Origin of the sequence: Streptomyces sp. NPDC058685, assembly GCF_042714725.1 — a bacterium.
In the GTDB taxonomy this organism is placed as follows: Bacteria; Actinomycetota; Actinomycetes; order Streptomycetales; family Streptomycetaceae; genus Streptomyces.
Map to the genome: position 1 here is coordinate 1 of NZ_JBHXSL010000042.1, position 14,173 is coordinate 14,173.

At 70.7% G+C, this 14,173-nt stretch carries 15 protein-coding genes; 1 reads left to right on the forward strand and 14 read right to left on the reverse strand.

Annotated features, from left to right (window positions below; all coding sequences use genetic code 11):
• Positions 1-39: 39 nt before the first annotated feature.
• The 6 genes from hypE to ACFWU3_RS27280 all read right to left on the reverse strand — a co-directional run bounded on the left by hypE (position 40) and on the right by ACFWU3_RS27280 (position 6,095).
• Entirely contained in the window at positions 40-1,029 is a 990-nt protein-coding gene (gene hypE, locus ACFWU3_RS27255) for a hydrogenase expression/formation protein HypE (protein WP_384442993.1), read from the reverse strand.
• 73 nt (positions 1,030-1,102) lie between these two features.
• Positions 1,103-2,221 (reverse strand): hydrogenase formation protein HypD, encoded by a 1,119-nt coding sequence (gene hypD, locus ACFWU3_RS27260; RefSeq protein ID WP_313948076.1) that lies wholly within the window; start codon positions 2,219-2,221, stop codon positions 1,103-1,105.
• The gene (locus tag ACFWU3_RS27265) at positions 2,218-2,571 is read right to left on the reverse strand and encodes a HypC/HybG/HupF family hydrogenase formation chaperone (protein ID WP_384442859.1); all 354 of its coding nucleotides are present in this window, start codon (positions 2,569-2,571) and stop codon (positions 2,218-2,220) included. The genes hypD and ACFWU3_RS27265 overlap by 4 nt, the downstream gene beginning before the upstream one ends.
• A gap of 14 nt (positions 2,572-2,585) precedes the next feature.
• Positions 2,586-4,949 (reverse strand): carbamoyltransferase HypF, encoded by a 2,364-nt coding sequence (gene hypF / locus ACFWU3_RS27270; protein ID WP_384442862.1) that lies wholly within the window; start codon positions 4,947-4,949, stop codon positions 2,586-2,588.
• A complete protein-coding gene (gene hypB / locus ACFWU3_RS27275) occupies positions 4,946-5,695 on the reverse strand; it encodes a hydrogenase nickel incorporation protein HypB (RefSeq protein ID WP_384442865.1) in 750 nt (249 codons plus the stop codon). The genes hypF and hypB overlap by 4 nt, the downstream gene beginning before the upstream one ends.
• The gene (locus tag ACFWU3_RS27280) at positions 5,679-6,095 is read right to left on the reverse strand and encodes a hydrogenase maturation nickel metallochaperone HypA (protein WP_384442868.1); all 417 of its coding nucleotides are present in this window, start codon (positions 6,093-6,095) and stop codon (positions 5,679-5,681) included. The genes hypB and ACFWU3_RS27280 overlap by 17 nt, the downstream gene beginning before the upstream one ends.
• A 77-nt stretch (positions 6,096-6,172) precedes the next feature.
• Between ACFWU3_RS27280 and ACFWU3_RS27285 the strand changes: the two genes are divergently transcribed.
• Positions 6,173-6,583: a helix-turn-helix transcriptional regulator gene (locus ACFWU3_RS27285; protein WP_313948071.1), complete on the forward strand. Its 411-nt coding sequence runs from the start codon at positions 6,173-6,175 to the stop codon at positions 6,581-6,583.
• Here ACFWU3_RS27285 and ACFWU3_RS27290 read toward each other — a convergent pair.
• Genes ACFWU3_RS27290 through ACFWU3_RS27325 form a run of 8 tightly spaced genes read right to left on the reverse strand, consistent with a single transcriptional unit; the run spans position 6,559 to position 13,820 of the window.
• Positions 6,559-6,678 (reverse strand): DUF6893 family small protein, encoded by a 120-nt coding sequence (locus tag ACFWU3_RS27290; RefSeq protein ID WP_384442871.1) that lies wholly within the window; start codon positions 6,676-6,678, stop codon positions 6,559-6,561. The genes ACFWU3_RS27285 and ACFWU3_RS27290 overlap by 25 nt on opposite strands.
• 5 nt (positions 6,679-6,683) lie before the next feature.
• Positions 6,684-7,208 (reverse strand): hydrogenase maturation protease, encoded by a 525-nt coding sequence (locus tag ACFWU3_RS27295; RefSeq protein WP_384442874.1) that lies wholly within the window; start codon positions 7,206-7,208, stop codon positions 6,684-6,686.
• Complete coding sequence (locus ACFWU3_RS27300) at positions 7,205-8,626, reverse strand: hypothetical protein (RefSeq protein WP_384442877.1); 1,422 nt, start codon at positions 8,624-8,626, stop codon at positions 7,205-7,207. Before ACFWU3_RS27300 ends, ACFWU3_RS27295 begins: the two co-directional genes overlap by 4 nt.
• 1 nt (position 8,627) lies before the next feature.
• On the reverse strand, positions 8,628-9,269 hold the full coding sequence (locus ACFWU3_RS27305) for a DUF6084 family protein (protein WP_328859656.1): 642 nt from the start codon (positions 9,267-9,269) through the stop codon (positions 8,628-8,630).
• Entirely contained in the window at positions 9,266-9,949 is a 684-nt protein-coding gene (locus ACFWU3_RS27310) for a DUF5947 family protein (protein WP_384442880.1), read from the reverse strand. The genes ACFWU3_RS27305 and ACFWU3_RS27310 overlap by 4 nt, the downstream gene beginning before the upstream one ends.
• Positions 9,946-10,878, reverse strand: a complete 933-nt coding sequence (locus tag ACFWU3_RS27315; RefSeq protein WP_384442883.1) for a NifU family protein — start codon at positions 10,876-10,878, stop codon at positions 9,946-9,948. The genes ACFWU3_RS27310 and ACFWU3_RS27315 overlap by 4 nt, the downstream gene beginning before the upstream one ends.
• Positions 10,879-10,900: 22 nt before the next feature.
• A complete protein-coding gene (locus tag ACFWU3_RS27320; RefSeq protein WP_313948064.1) occupies positions 10,901-12,688 on the reverse strand; it encodes a nickel-dependent hydrogenase large subunit in 1,788 nt (595 codons plus the stop codon).
• Positions 12,689-12,737: 49 nt separating this feature from the next.
• On the reverse strand, positions 12,738-13,820 hold the full coding sequence (locus ACFWU3_RS27325; RefSeq protein WP_384442887.1) for a hydrogenase expression protein HypE: 1,083 nt from the start codon (positions 13,818-13,820) through the stop codon (positions 12,738-12,740).
• Positions 13,821-14,173 lie beyond the last annotated feature (353 nt).

A 14,173-nucleotide genomic window follows, 5' to 3' on the forward strand; every position in this document is an offset into this window, starting at 1 on the left:
CGCCGCGGCTCACCCCGCGGCGGCGGCCCGGGCTGTTGGTCAGCAGATGCGCGGCAGTTGCTCGCCGAGCGGCATGTCCACCACACGTGTCCCGCCGAGACCGGTGGCCGCGACCACCATCCCGGCGTGCTCCTCGACGCAGTGGCCGATCGCCACGGACTCCTTGCCCAGGGTGTGCGCGCGCATGGCCGCGAGAACCGCGTCCGCGTGATCCGGCGGGACGAAGGCCACCAGCTTGCCCTCGTTGGCGACGTACAGCGGGTCGAGGCCGAGGAAGGCACAGGCGTTGGCGACCGTGTCGGGGACGGGCAGGGACCGCTCGTCGAGCGTGACGCCCACGCCGCCGGCCGCCGCGATCTCGTTGAGGGAGGTGGCCAGACCACCGCGGGTTGGGTCGCGCAGGACGTGGATGTCCGGGCACACCGCCAGCATGTCCGCCACCAGTCCGGCCAGGCACGCGGTGTCGCTCTGGATCTCGACGCCGAACTCCAGCCCTTCGCGCACGCTCATGATCGCCACACCGTGCACGCCGATCGGTCCGCTGACGAGAACCACGTCCCCCGGCGCCGCGCGCTGCGGACGGATGTCGATGCCGTCCGGGATCAGGCCGATGCCCGCGGTGTTGATGAAGATGCCGTCGCCGTGGCCCGCGTCGACGACCTTCGTGTCCCCGGTCGCGATGACCACCCCGGCGGTCCTGGCGGCTTCTCCGAGTGCTTCGGCCACCCGCCCGACGAGGGCGAGTTCGACGCCCTCCTCCAGGATGAAACCGCAGGAGAGGTAGGCGGGCACGGCCCCCACCATCGCCAGGTCGTTGACCGTCCCGTTGACCGCGAGGTCACCGATACTGCCGCCGGGGAAGAACAGGGGCCGCACCACGAACGAGTCGGTCGAGAACGCGAGACGGGCGCCGCCGAGGATCAGATGCGCGGAGTCGCCCAGTTCGGCGAGGACGTCGCTGCCGAACGCCGGCGCGAACAGATGCTCCACCAGCTCGGCGGAGAGCGTCCCCCCGCCGCCGTGCCCCATCACGATCCGCTCGTGATCGCGCAGGGGCGCCGGGCAGGTCCACCCGGAGAAGTCGACGGGTGCCGAAGCGGAGTCAGCCAACGGAACTCGCCTCCTTGTTCGGTGCCTCCAGCCGCCGGTACAGGTAGTACGCGGCGCAGGCGCCCTCGCTGGAGACCATGGTGGCGCCGAGCGGGTTGCGCGGTGTGCACTCCTTGCCGAAGGCGGCGCACTCGTGCGGCTTGATGAGGCCCTGAAGCACCTCGCCGCTGCGGCAGACCGTGGACTCCTCGGTGTCGATGCCGGTCACCGAGAAGCGGTACTCGGCGTCGTACTCCCGGTACTTGGGCGACAGGCGCCAGCCGCTCTGCGGAATCATGCCGATGCCGCGCCACGACCGGTCGGTGACCTCGAAGACGTCGGCCAGCATGGCCTGGGCGGCCGGACTGCCGCCGGCCTGCACGGCGCGGGGGTAGGCGTTCTCCAGCGTGTGCTGTCCGGACTCCAGTTGCCGCACGGCGCGGCGGATGCCCTCCAGGATGTCCAGGGGCTCGAAACCGGTGACCACGATCGGCACCCGGTGCTTCTCGGCGAGACCGGGGTACTCGCCGGTGCCCATGACGGTGCACACATGGCCGGCGGCGAGGAACGCCTCCACCCGGCAGTCCGGGGAGTTCATGATCGCGTCGATGGCGGGGGGCACCCGGACATGGGAGACCAGCAGGCTGAAGTTGGAGATGCCGAGCTTCTTGGCCTGGTACACGGTCATCGCGTTCGGGGGTGCCGTGGTCTCGAAGCCGATGCCGAAGAAGACGACCTGACGGTCCGGGTTCTCCTGGGCGATCCGCAGCGAGTCCAGGGGCGAGTACACCACGCGAACGTCAGCGCCCTCGCTCTTGACCTTGAAGAGGTCGCGGCCGCTGCCGGGCACGCGCAGCATGTCGCCGAAGGAGCAGAAGATCACGTCCGGGCGGGAGGCGATCTCCAGCGCCTTGTCGATGATCTCCAGCGGGGTGACGCACACGGGGCAGCCCGGTCCGTGGATCAGCTGGATCTCCTCGGGCAGCAGCTGGTCGATGCCGTGCCGGATGATCGAGTGCGTCTGCCCGCCGCAGACCTCCATGAGCGACCAGGGCTGGGTGGTGACGGCCCGGATGTCGTCGAAGAGCCGCTTGGCGAGGACCGGGTCGCTGAACTCGTCCAGATACTTCATGACCGCGCCTCCTTGTCGGCGGGTTCCACGGGGGTGTCCCCGGCGCCGGGGATTTCGGTACCGGCCGGGCGTTCCGCGCCCGCGTCCCGGGCGGCCTTGCCCCAGGCGTCGCCGAACTCCTCCTCCAGCACGCCCAGGTTCTCGAAGAGTTCGAGAGTCTGCTTGGCCGATTCCTCGTCCAGGCGTTGCAGCGCGAAGCCCACATGGACGATCGCGTAGTCCCCGACCTGCATGTCCGGCACGTATTCCAGACACACGTCCTTGACGACACCGCCGAAGTCCACCTTGGCCATCCGCGTCGCGTCGCGTTCCTCGATCTCCAGCACTCTGCCGGGTACGGCCAGACACATGATGCGTTCCTCCCTCACTCCTCGGCTCGGGCGGCGACGATCAGCTGTCCGAGGGCCAGACCGCCGTCGTTGGGCGGCACCCGGCGGTGCCGCAGCACGGTGAAGCCGTCCCCTTCGAGGACGTCGCAGCAGCCCTGTGTCAGCAGGGCGTTGCAGAAAACCCCGCCGCTCAGAGCCACCGTCTCGATGCCCGTACGGTGTCGGGCCACCTCACACACCTCCTGGACCAGGGCGATCACGCCCTGGTGGAAACGACGGGCCACGGGCCCGGCATGTGCCCCCGCGCGGATGTCCGCGACGGCGGCCGCGAGAACCGGCGCCGGATCGGCGATCAGCGGTGCCTCGGGGTCCTCGGTCTCCGCTCCCAGGATGAACCGGTACGCGTCATTCCGCGCGTCGTCGCCGACACTGCCGGTGACATCGGACAGGGCGGCGTTCTCCAGCTCCATGGCGGCCTGCGCCTCGTACTCCACCCGGTGGCAGACCCCCGCCAGCGAGGACACCGCGTCGAACAGGCGCCCCATGCTGGACGTGGGCACACAGGCGAGATCGCGCTCCAGTTGGCGTTCGAGCAGCCGGCGCTCCCCCGGTGTGGCGACCGCGGTGCACGGCAGGTCGTCCGACCACGGCAGCCCCGCGGCCCTCAGATGGGACAGGGCCATCCGGTAGGGGTTGCGGACGGCCGCGTCGCCGCCCGGCAGCGGCACAGGGGCCAGGTGCGCGAACCGCCGGTATCCGTCGTAGTCGGCGATGAGCACCTCACCGCCCCAGACCGTGCCGTCATCGCCGTACCCCGTGCCGTCGAAGGCGATCCCGATGACCGGCGCCGTGCCGTCCAGGCCGTGTTCGGCCATCGCGGAGGCGACGTGGGCGTGGTGGTGCTGGACCTGGCGCAGGGGCAGTCCGGAGGTCTCGGCCGCGCGTCGCGCCCAGTGGGTGGAGCGGTAGCCGGGGTGCCGGTCGGCGATCAGCATCCGCGGGGTGACGGAGGTGAGGTCCGTCAGATGCGCGGTGGCGCGTTCGAACGCGGTGAGGGTGGCCAGATCGTCCATGTCCCCGACGTGCGCGGACATCCAGGCGTAGCGGTCGTCGCCCGCGCAGAAAGTGTTCTTCAGATCGCCGCCCACGGCGAGCGCGGGAACCACGGGCACCGGCAGGGCGACCGGGAAGGGGGCGTAGCCGCGTGAACGGCGCACCGGCAGTTCGGCACCGGCGCAGATCCGGACGACCGAGTCGTCGCAGGGCACGTGGATGGGGCGGTCGTGCATCAGCCAGGCGTCGGCCAGTCCGTCGAGGCGCGTGAGGGCCTCGGTGTCGTCGGTGGCGATGGGCTCGCCTGCGCGGTTCCCGCTGGTCATGACGAGGACGTCGGGACCGGGCGGATCACCGGGCAGTCCGAGGAGCAATCGGTGCAGGGGGGTGTACGGCAGCATCACGCCGAGGTCGGGGCTGCCGGGTGCGACACCGGGCGCCACGTCGGCGGCGGGCTCGGTCCGGTGACGCCGCAACAGTACGACGGGCTTGCGCGGACCCAGGAGCAACTCCCTTTCCTCCACACTGACTTCGGCGAGCCGCTCGACCGTCTCCAGTGAGTCCGCCAGCACGGCGAAGGGCTTGTCGCCACGGTTCTTGCGCTTGCGCAACGTCCGAACGGCCGTGGGATCGCTCGCGTCGCAGGCCAGGTGGTAGCCGCCGAGACCCTTCACGGCCAGGACGGCGCCCTGAGCGAGCAGGCTGCGGGCCTCGGCGAGCGCGGCGGCGTCCCGGCGCGGAGCGGTGTCCGCGGATCCGCGGCGCAGGGTGAGCCGGGGACCGCAGGAGGGACAGGCGATGGGCTGCGCGTGGAAGCGCCGGTCGCCGGGCGCGGTGTACTCGCGCCGGCAGCCGGCGCACATCGGGAACGCGGCCATGGTGGTCCGGTCCCGGTCGTACGGCAGCGAGGTCACCACGGTGAAGCGCGGACCGCAGTGCGTGCAGGTGATGAACGGGTGCCGGTGGCGCCGGTCGGCGGGATCGGCGAGCTCGCGCAGGCAGTCGTCGCAGGTGGCGGTGTCCGGGGAGACCAGGGTGCGGCCGGGTCCGCCGGCGGAGGGCCGGATGGTGAACCCGTGGTCACCGCTCTGTGGGGGTACGGCGCGGTGCTCGACGGACTCGACGACCGCGAGCGGCGGGGGCTCGGCGGCGATACGCGTACAGAAGTCCGCGACGGCCCGCCCCGGGCCTTCCACCTCGGCGACGACTCCGTCCGCGTTGTTGGTGACCCATCCCGTCAGGCCGAGTTCGTCGGCGAGGGTGTAGACGAAGGGCCGGAAGCCGACGCCCTGCACGACACCGCGGACGGTGACCTGCCTGCGCTCTCGGCTCCGGTCGCCGGTCATGACACCGGCCCCGGTTCCCGCACCGTGCCGTTCGCGTGGCTGTGCAGATGCTTCTCGTGCTGCCGCGCCAGCACCGGGGTGTGCGTCTCCCCGCCCTCGGCGCCGCGCAGGATGTGGGCGAGGAGCGCGTCGACGCCCTCTCCGGTGCGGGCGGAGGTCTCCAGGACCGGAACACCGGGGTTGACCTGCTGGACTCCGCCGAGGAACGTCTCGCGTGCGAAGCCCACGGCATCCGCGAGATCGGTCTTGGTGACGACCACCAGCTGAGCGAGACCGAAGGCAGCCGGGTACTTGACCGGCTTGTCCTCACCCTCGGTCACCGAGGCGAGTGCGATCCGCAGTGTCTCGCCGAGGTCGTAGGAGGCGGGACAGACGAGGTTGCCGACGTTCTCCACGAACAGCAGACGGGTGCCGTCGGGCAGCCAGTCCTCCAGCCGGGCCTGGAGCATGCCCGCCTCCAGATGGCACAGGCCGTCGGTGAGGATCTGCTGCACGGGAGCGCCGGAGCGGGCGAGCCGCGTGGCGTCGTTCTCGGTGGCCAGGTCGGCGGTGACGGCGGCGGCCGGTGTGCCCGCCGCGACCGCGCGGGTCAGAAGTTGTTCGAGCAGGGCGGTCTTGCCGCTGCCGGGGCTGGACATCAGGTTCACGGCGACCGTGCCGCGCGACGCCAGAAAGCGCCTCAGCGCCAGGGCGTTCTCGTCGTTCTTCGCGAGCACGGCCTGGTGGAGGTCAACGGTGCGGCACATGGCTCGTCTCCTCGTCGCGTGTCGTGTCCCGGGCGGTGTCACCCACCGCGGTCCCGGCCGGGCCCTCGTCGGCCACGACCACCCGGACGATCTCCAGTTCCCGGCCGGCGACCAGGGTCAGCGGGCGCTCGCAGTCGCCGCACCACAGCACCGGGGGCATCCCCGTCGGTGTGTCCCGGCCGCAGCCGTCGCAGTGGGCCTCTCCGTCAACAGTCTCGATCACCAGCCGGGCCCCCGCGAGCAGAGTGCCGTCGGCGGCCAGACCGAAGGAGAAGTCCAGAGCCTCGGGGACCACCGCGACGAGCTCGCCGATCCGCAGGGTCAGCGATGCGACCCGCTCGTCCGGGACGGCGCCTCGGACCTGGTCGATGACGGCCATCGCGATGGAGAGTTCGTGCACGGCGCTCACCTGCCCGCACCGCGGTCCGCCCCGCCCCGGTGGGCGGACCCGGCCTGCCTGGCTACTCTGAAAGAACGATGGCTGGTCACGAGGTCGAGCGACGGGCTCTGCTCACCCCGGTCCTGCTCCTGCTGCTCGCCGAACGTCGGGGTCACGGCTACGAGCTGGTGCAGCGACTGGGGGCTTTCGGCTGGGCCGAGGCCGAATCGGCGCACGTGTACCGGCTGCTGAGGGGCATGGAGAGCTGCGGCGAGGTCTCCTCGCACTGGCACGCCTCGGCCACGGGTCCCGCGCGCAGGGTGTACTCCATCACCCAGCAGGGCGCGATGGACCTCGCCCTGTGGTTCGTACGCCTCGGTGAGCTGCACAGCACCCTCCACCTCTTCCTCGAGCGGTATGTGCAGCTCGAGGACGTCGCGGGCGGGGGCGGGGAAGCCCCGGACCCCGGTCCGCACCATCCGGATCACATGCGCCGGATGCGCAGGTAACGCCGTACGTCCGGCACGACCCTGGCGACGCCGTAGACCATCGCGAGTCCCACGGCCGCCAGTCCGGCCCAGGTCCATTCCATGTGTGCCTCCATCGTGTTCAGCTCCTTTGGGGTACGGAGGTCGCGCGGCGCACGAGGCCGAGCACGAGTCCCGCTGCCGGCTCCACGGCGTCCGCGACCGGCGGGGTCAGGCCCATGCCCTCGTCCGTGTCCTGGGGTTGGCATCCGACGACGTAGACCTCGTCGGGAAGGGTGCCGCCCGCGCCCGCGTGCAGGTCGTGCAGCAGGCCCAGCACGGTGGCGGGATCCATGGCGTGGGTGTCCAGCGGCCCTGGCGGGCGCGCCCGAGGTGGCTCGGGCCCGACGTCGATCGTGTAGAGCGTGCCGGGCGCGCCGCCCCGGTCGACGATGTCGACGAGGACGAGCGTGCGATAACCCTCCAGCAGCCGGTAGGCGAGGTGCACACCGCGGATACCGGCGTCCATCAGCTCGACGCCGGGCGGCAGTCGGGAGGGGTCGCGGCCGAGCCACCGGACGGTCTCCACACCGAATCCGTCGTCCTGGAGGAAGACGTTGCCCACCCCGGCGACGAGGACACGGCGTGCTGTCTCCGCTGCGGTCATGGCTCCTCCTTCAGCGGGGACACCTCGTCGGGCTTGAAGTAGAGGAAGCGGCCCTGTTGCCGGCGCACATCGGTGCCCGGGTCGTCGTCGACGACGACCGCCAGGTGGGTCTCGCCGTCCAGGTCGCTGACCACCGCCTCGACGGTGGCGTGCCGGCCGAGGAGAAAGGCGTCCTGTGCGTCGGAGCGACGGGCGCCGGGGGTGAGCAGGACCCTGCTTCCCGCACCCACGGCCTCGCCGTCGATGGTCACGGTGGCGGGCACGTCCATCGCTTCGGCGTCCTGCGCCGGGTCCCACCAGGGGTGTCCGGCGCCGTCGGGCAGGCTCAGCCCGGCCGCGGGCGCCGGCGCCTGCCCCGCCGGTTCCTCGCCCGTCACCTCGCGCAGTCCGCGGATCGCCCCGTGCAGCCGCTCCATCACCGCTTCCGGCATGGTGTCGACCAGATCGATGACCTCGGACGCACGGACGTCCGTGCCGCGGGCCTCGCGCTTCTCCTGATCGGTGAGGGCGGCGGTGCGCAGCGAGAGGATCTCGTCGATCTCGGTGGCGTCGTAGAGAGGTCCCGGGCTCTCGTCCGCGAGGACGGGGTGGTCCTCCAGAATGATCGGCGAGGAGAGCATGATGTCCTCCCGGCCGTCCGTGCCGGCCAGGACGGGCCAGGTGTGGTCGTTGTGGCAGTCGGCGACGGCCGGTCGCGCCCATTCGGGCGGGTCCGTCATCGAGAGGAAGCGCCCGCCGGGCACTCCGAGCAGCAGATGGGTACCGATCATGCTGTGGGCGAGGGCCGCCTCCCGGCCGCCGCTCTCGGGACCGGCGTCCTCGGTGGTGTTGTGCACGGTCACCGTGAGCCGCGAGACCCGGTAGGGGCCGGGCAGTTCCTCGATCTGCGGGCGCAGTTCGCCGGTCAGCCGCTCCCTGCGGCGGACGAGCCGGCCCAGCGTGGTGCCGTCCTCGTCCAGCACCGGTTCGTACGTGGTGGCGGGCGGCAGATCGAACCGGACGGCGCGCGCGTGCGCCTGATCTTCCGTCAGTTCGATGAGGGGCGCATGGATGAGGACGCGTTCCTCGGCGCCCTCGTCCCAGGGCACGACGACCCGGTCCGCGAGCTCGAGTTCGGGCACCTCGGTGTAGGAGCCGTCCGGTCCGAGCTGTTCGACGGTGCGCCGCCGGACGTGCAGGAAGCGCAACTCCGCGTGCAGCCGGTCGCCGTCGCGGGGCTCCAGGAGGCATTCGGTGCGCTGTACGGAGTGTTCGCCACCGGTGACGGCCCAGGCGGGAGGCACCAGGACGCCGAACTGCCAGCGCATCCGGTTCTTGGCGGAGGAGGCACGGTAGGGGTAGAGGACATAGCCCTCGAACAGGACCGCGTCCGCGACCGCGCGGGCCTGGTCGAAGGCCTCCTCGACAGGGTTCTTCATCTCAGTCGCCCCCCTTCGCGCCGGCGGTGGCGAGCAGTTCCTGGAAGACCTGCTCCCACGACGACAGGGCGCGCTGCGAGCGGTAGCGCCGGAGCGATTCGAGGCAGTCCTTGCGGAGCCTCAGCCATCCCGAGTTGGGGAAGTACTCCTCGATCATCTGCTGCCACACGTCCACGGGCATCAGATAGCTCGACTCCTTGTGCCAGGGGATGGGTTCGGCACGGAAGCCGTTCCTGCCGGTGAAGACCGTGCCGGAGAAGAGGAACAGCAGGGGTATCTCGCCGCGGGACAGGGCCCGGAAGTACGACGCGGAAGCGACCTCCGTGTCGTAGGTGCAGGGCACCGGAAGATCGATGTTCGTCGTGCCGGTGAAGCCGGGCACGGTGATCGAGGAGTGCGCGAACTGCATCGGCTTGAGGGTGCTGCTCCATCGGCTCGGCTCGCCGAACAGATCGCCCAGCATGCCCACTTCCTCGGGCTCGTACTGCCGGCGGACGGGCTCGATCCGGATCTGGCAGCGCAGCGCGATCGCGTGGACGGGCTGGTGGTCCGACTCCTCTATCCGCAGCCCGAACAGCAGGGTGGGGCTCGCTCCGAAGGGTTCGGGCCGCGCGCCGGTGCACTCGAAGTGGAGGTCGGTCATGGGGTGCCCCCCGGCTCCGGAGCGGGCTGGGGCTCCCTTTCCGCGGTGGTCTTCGGGCGCTCGGCGCGGGCGTCCAGCGGACGGGCCGCCGCCGTGACGCGTCGGAAGAACTCGGCGAGATCCTCACGCGCCTCTGCCCCGCCGTCGAAGCCCTTCCAGTGGAGCCGCATCCGGCCGACGAGCTCGTAGCAGACGTCGACCGGCACGAGGGTGCAGGTCGCCGGGGAGCCGCGCTCCTGGTGCAACAGCAGCGCCTCCACATCGGGTTCGAGAAGTTCCGCGAGCCGGGTGCGCCCGAGGACGGCGTCCCAGGTCTCGGGGTCCAGTTCGCTCTCGGTGGCGCCCGCCGGGCTGGGGTAGAAGGCCGCCAGCCGGTCGAGCGAGGAGTTGCGGAAGAAGAAGGCGAGGCCGACGGGTATCTGGAGCCGGTTCCAGCCGGATTCGTCGAGAGTGAAGTCGGGGTCGGTCAGATAGCGGTCGGGCACGGCCCGGAAGCGGCCCTGCCCGGCGCCGGGACGGGTGAAGAGCATGTGGCAGGGCATGCAGGCGCACTTCAGGGAACGCCGTGAGGTGTCCACCAGATGCCGGTGCTCCGACGCCAGCGGCTCCCCGCACAGTTCGCAGCGCTCCCCCGGCGGCGGGGGCCGCCGGGTGAACTGCTTCAGTACGTCCGCGCTCATGGCCCCGCCCCCAGCAGCTCACCGGGCAGCGCGACCCGCACCGATCCGTCCTCCTCCAGGAGCGGTACCGGTTCCAGATGTCCGCGCTCGCCCCGCCCTGCCCGGCGTACGTCGAAGGTTGCGGCGCACCGGGCGCACCGCAGCGACTCCGCCTCCAGCAGCGCCTCGTGGAGGCTGCCGCCGCATCCGGGGCACTGGTCGCGATAGGCGTACAGGTTGCCCGGCAGGCGGACGAGCAGCAGCGCGTGCCCCGCGACATCGGTGACGCCGGTGTCGCGGTCGTGGACGGGAAGTGTCTGCCGGGCCACGGTGTGCCAGTGCGCCGCGTCCCCTTCGCCGTTGACCGACACGCGCCCGTCGTCGCCGGGTGGCACGCCCGGTGCGTCGTCCGGGCGGTGGGGCAGGATCTGGAGCAGCGGCTGCTCCTGGGGGGGTTCCTCGGCCACGCCCTCGACCTCGATGAGCGCGATCTCCGGCGCCAGCCGGGAGACCGCCTCCTCGATGGTCCACCGCACGGTCTGGGTGGAGGAGGGACAGCCGTCGCAGCTGCCGCGCAGGCGGAGCCGCAGCGTGGGGCCCTCCGCCGGCTCGGTGTCGAGGCCCGCGACCTCGACGTCCCCCGCGTGGGAGCCGAGATAGGGGCGGACCTTGTCGAGCGCCCGGCCCACCCGGGTCAGGGTGTCCTCGGGATGCAGGTCGTGCAGGATCAGCAGATCGCTGACGAGTTCGTCGGCCGTCAGCACCTCGATCGGGTCGGCCCCGCCCGGTGCCGCGCGCAGCAGGCGCACGGTCCGGGCGAGCCCCTCGCCGTAGAACTCCACGACGCAGCGCACCAGTTCGTCGGCCGTGTCGCGTACCTCGGGTCCTGCCTTCTCCCCCAGCTCGTCGAGCAGCGCGGCGATGCGCTCGCCCGTGTCCTGTCCGGCCATCGGCAAGCCCCTCTCCTGAGGTTCAGAAGGCCAGTCCGCTCAGTCCCGTCGGCAGATGGGTCTGCTCGACCGTCCGGCCTCCGCCGACGTACATGTGCACGCCGCACGGCAGACACGGGTCGAAGCTGCGGACGGCCCGCATGATGTCGATGCCCTTGAAGTTCTCCGGCGGGTTCTCCTCGAAGATCGGTGTGTTCTGCACCGCGTCCTCGTACGGCCCGGGGGTGCCGTAGACATCACGGACGCTTCCGTTCCACGGAGTCGGCGGGTAGGGGTGGTAGTTCGCGATCTTGCCGTCCCTGATCACCATGTGGTGGGACAGCACACCGCGGACGGCCTCGGTGAATCCGCAGCCGATGGACTCGTCCGGCACGTCGAACTTCTCCCAGGTCTGGGTGCGTCCGGCGCGTACCTCCTCCATCGCCATCTCGGCGAAGTGGAGTGCCGAAGCGGCCGCGTAGGCCTGGAAGTAGGTGCGGGCCCGGTTGCGTTCGAGGGCGTTGCTCCACTCCGGGATCTTCCACTCGAGCGCCATCTCGGGCTTGGTCATGGTCCGGGGCAGATTGATCTCGACGCTGTGTCCGGTGGCCTTGACGTAGCCGTTGTCGACCAGGCCGGACAGGGCCGTGGACCACAGGCGTGCGATGGGGCCGCCGCCGGTGTCCAGGGCGAGGTGGTCCTTGCCGTCGAACCAGCGCGGCGACATGACCCAGCTGTACTTGTCGTCGAAGTCGCGCTTCTGCGGGGCGGGAATCGTGTGCTGGTTCCACGGGTGGCGCTCGTCGACGGGGTTGCCCAGAGGGTCGCGTTCGACGAACTTCTCCATGCCCGCCCAGTCCTCGTAGTACGAACTGCCGAGCAGGATCCGGATGCCGAGGTTGATGTCGACGAGGTTGTTGGTGACCAGCTTGCCGTCCACGACGACGCCGGGGGTGACGAACATCCGCCGGCCCCATTCGGCCATGTTGGCGTAGGTGAAGTCGCAGTACTCCGGGTCGTTGAGCGCGCCCCAGCAGCCGAGCAGGACACGGCGCCTGCCGACCTCCTCGTATCCGGGCAGCGCCTCGTAGAAGAAGTCGAAGAGGTCGTCGTGGAGCGGGACGACCCGCTTCATGAACTCCACATAGCGCGTGAGCCGGGTCAGATAGTCGGTGAAGAGCTGGATGGTCGCTACGGTGCCGACGCCTCCGGGGTAGAGCGTGGAGGGGTGCACATGGCGGCCCTCCATCAGGCAGAACATCTCCCGCGTGTAGCGGCTGACCTGGAGGGCCTCGCGGTAGAACTCACCCTCCAGAGGGTTCAGCGAGCGCATGATGTCGGCGATGGTGCGGTAGCCGTGGTCGCCGGCGTGCGGTGCTTCCGTCCGCTCGGCGAGTTCGAGCACGCCCGGGTTGGTCTCGCGGACCATCTTTTCGCAGTAGTCCACCCCGACCAGGTTCTCCTGGAAGATGTTGTGGTCGAACATGTACTCCGCGGCCTCGCCGAGGTTCATGATCCACTCGCCGAGGTGCGGCGGCGCCACCCCGTAGGCCATGTTCTGCGCGTACACCGAGCACGTGGCGTGGTTGTCGCCGCAGATGCCGCAGATCCTGCTGGTGATGAAGTGCGCGTCCCTCGGGTCCTTGCCGCGCATGAACACGCTGTACCCGCGGAAGATGGACGAGGTGCTGTAACACTCCGCGACGCGTTTCGCGGCGAAGTCGATCTTCGTGTGGATACCCAGGCTGCCCACGATGCGGGTGATCGGGTCCCACGACATCTCCATGAGGCCGTCGCCGTCACCGGCGGGCTTGTTCGTCGCCGTCGCCATGGTGCGCGCCACCTTCCTGTTGAGTGTCCTGCTCAGCGGAGAACTCGGGTCACCACGGCGGCCGGTAGCCGGTCTTGAGCGTTTCGCTCTTGGTGCGCCACTTCGGTTCCTTGTCGACGGTCCTCGCGGTGATGCCCCGCAGCCGTCGGATCACCGTGCCGTACATACCGCTCGCCGCCGTCGACACATGGCCGCCCGGTGGCTCGTCCATGAAGGGCATGAACTTGTCCGGGAAACCCGGCATGGTGCAGGCGATGCAGATGCCGCCGACGTTGGGGCAGCCGCCCACTCCGTTGATCCAGCCGCGCTTGGGCACGTTGCACTTGACCACCGGGCCCCAGCAGCCGAGCTTGACCAGGCACTGGGGGGATCCGTACTCCTCGGCGAACTGGCCCTGCTCGTAGTAGCCGGCACGGTCGCAGCCCTCGTGGACGGTGGCGCCGAACAGCCAGGTCGGCCGCAGCTCCTCGTCCAGCGGGATCATGGGCGCGGCGCCCACCGCCTGGTAGAGCAGGTACAGCAGCGTCTCGGAGGCGTTGTCGGGGTGGACCGGGCATCCGGGGATGCACACGATCGGGATGCCCGCCTGGGACTTCCACTCCCAGCCGAGATAGTCCGGAACGCCCATCGCACCCGTCGGGTTGCCGGCCATCGCGTGGATGCCGCCGTAGGTGGCGCAGGTCCCGATGGCCACGACGGCCAGGGCCTTGGGGGTGAGCCGGTCGAGCCACTCGCTGGTGGTGATCGGCTGGCCCGTCTCGGGGTCGTCACCGAAGCCGCACCAGTAGCCCTCGGGCTTGATGCGCTCGTTCGGGATCGAGCCCTCGACGATCAGGACGAAGGGGTCCAGCTCGCCGCGCTCGGCCTTGAAGAACCACTCGATGAAGTTGTCGGCGCCCTGGACGGGGCCGCACTCGAAGTCGATGAGCGGCCAGTGGACCGCCACCTTGGGCAGTCCGGGCAGGGCACCCAGCGCCAGTTCCTCGATCGTCGGCTGGGTCGCGGCGGTCAACGCCACCGAGTCCCCGTCGCAACTCAGGCCCGCGTTGATCCAGAGAATGTGTACGGTCGGGTCCTCCTGGGGTTCTTCCAAGAGGTCCGTGTCGGCCGTCGTGGCGGTCGGGGCGTCCATGAGCCCTCCTCGGGATCAGCCCTGCTCCAGGCACCTGATCAGCAGCCTCTGATTCCTGGATACGCGCCCACTTCTCGCGGGGTAAGTGCACAGCGGCCCTATTGCCGCCGTGCACTGCCTCCCGCCAGGCGACCCCCGGAAGACTGCGCCCCGGCATGAGGCCGGGCCCGTCAGGAGGCGGGCCCGGCCGGCCGGTCGCGTCGGCCGATCCGGCGTGATCAGACGGCCCGCTCGGGCGGCCCGCTCGGGCGGCCCGGTCAGGCGGCCCGGTCAGGCGGCCCGGTCAGGCGGCCGGGCTGCTCGGGAAGCCGGCCCGCTCAGCGGTCCCGCCCGGCCGGCTCCCCCCTCGGTCC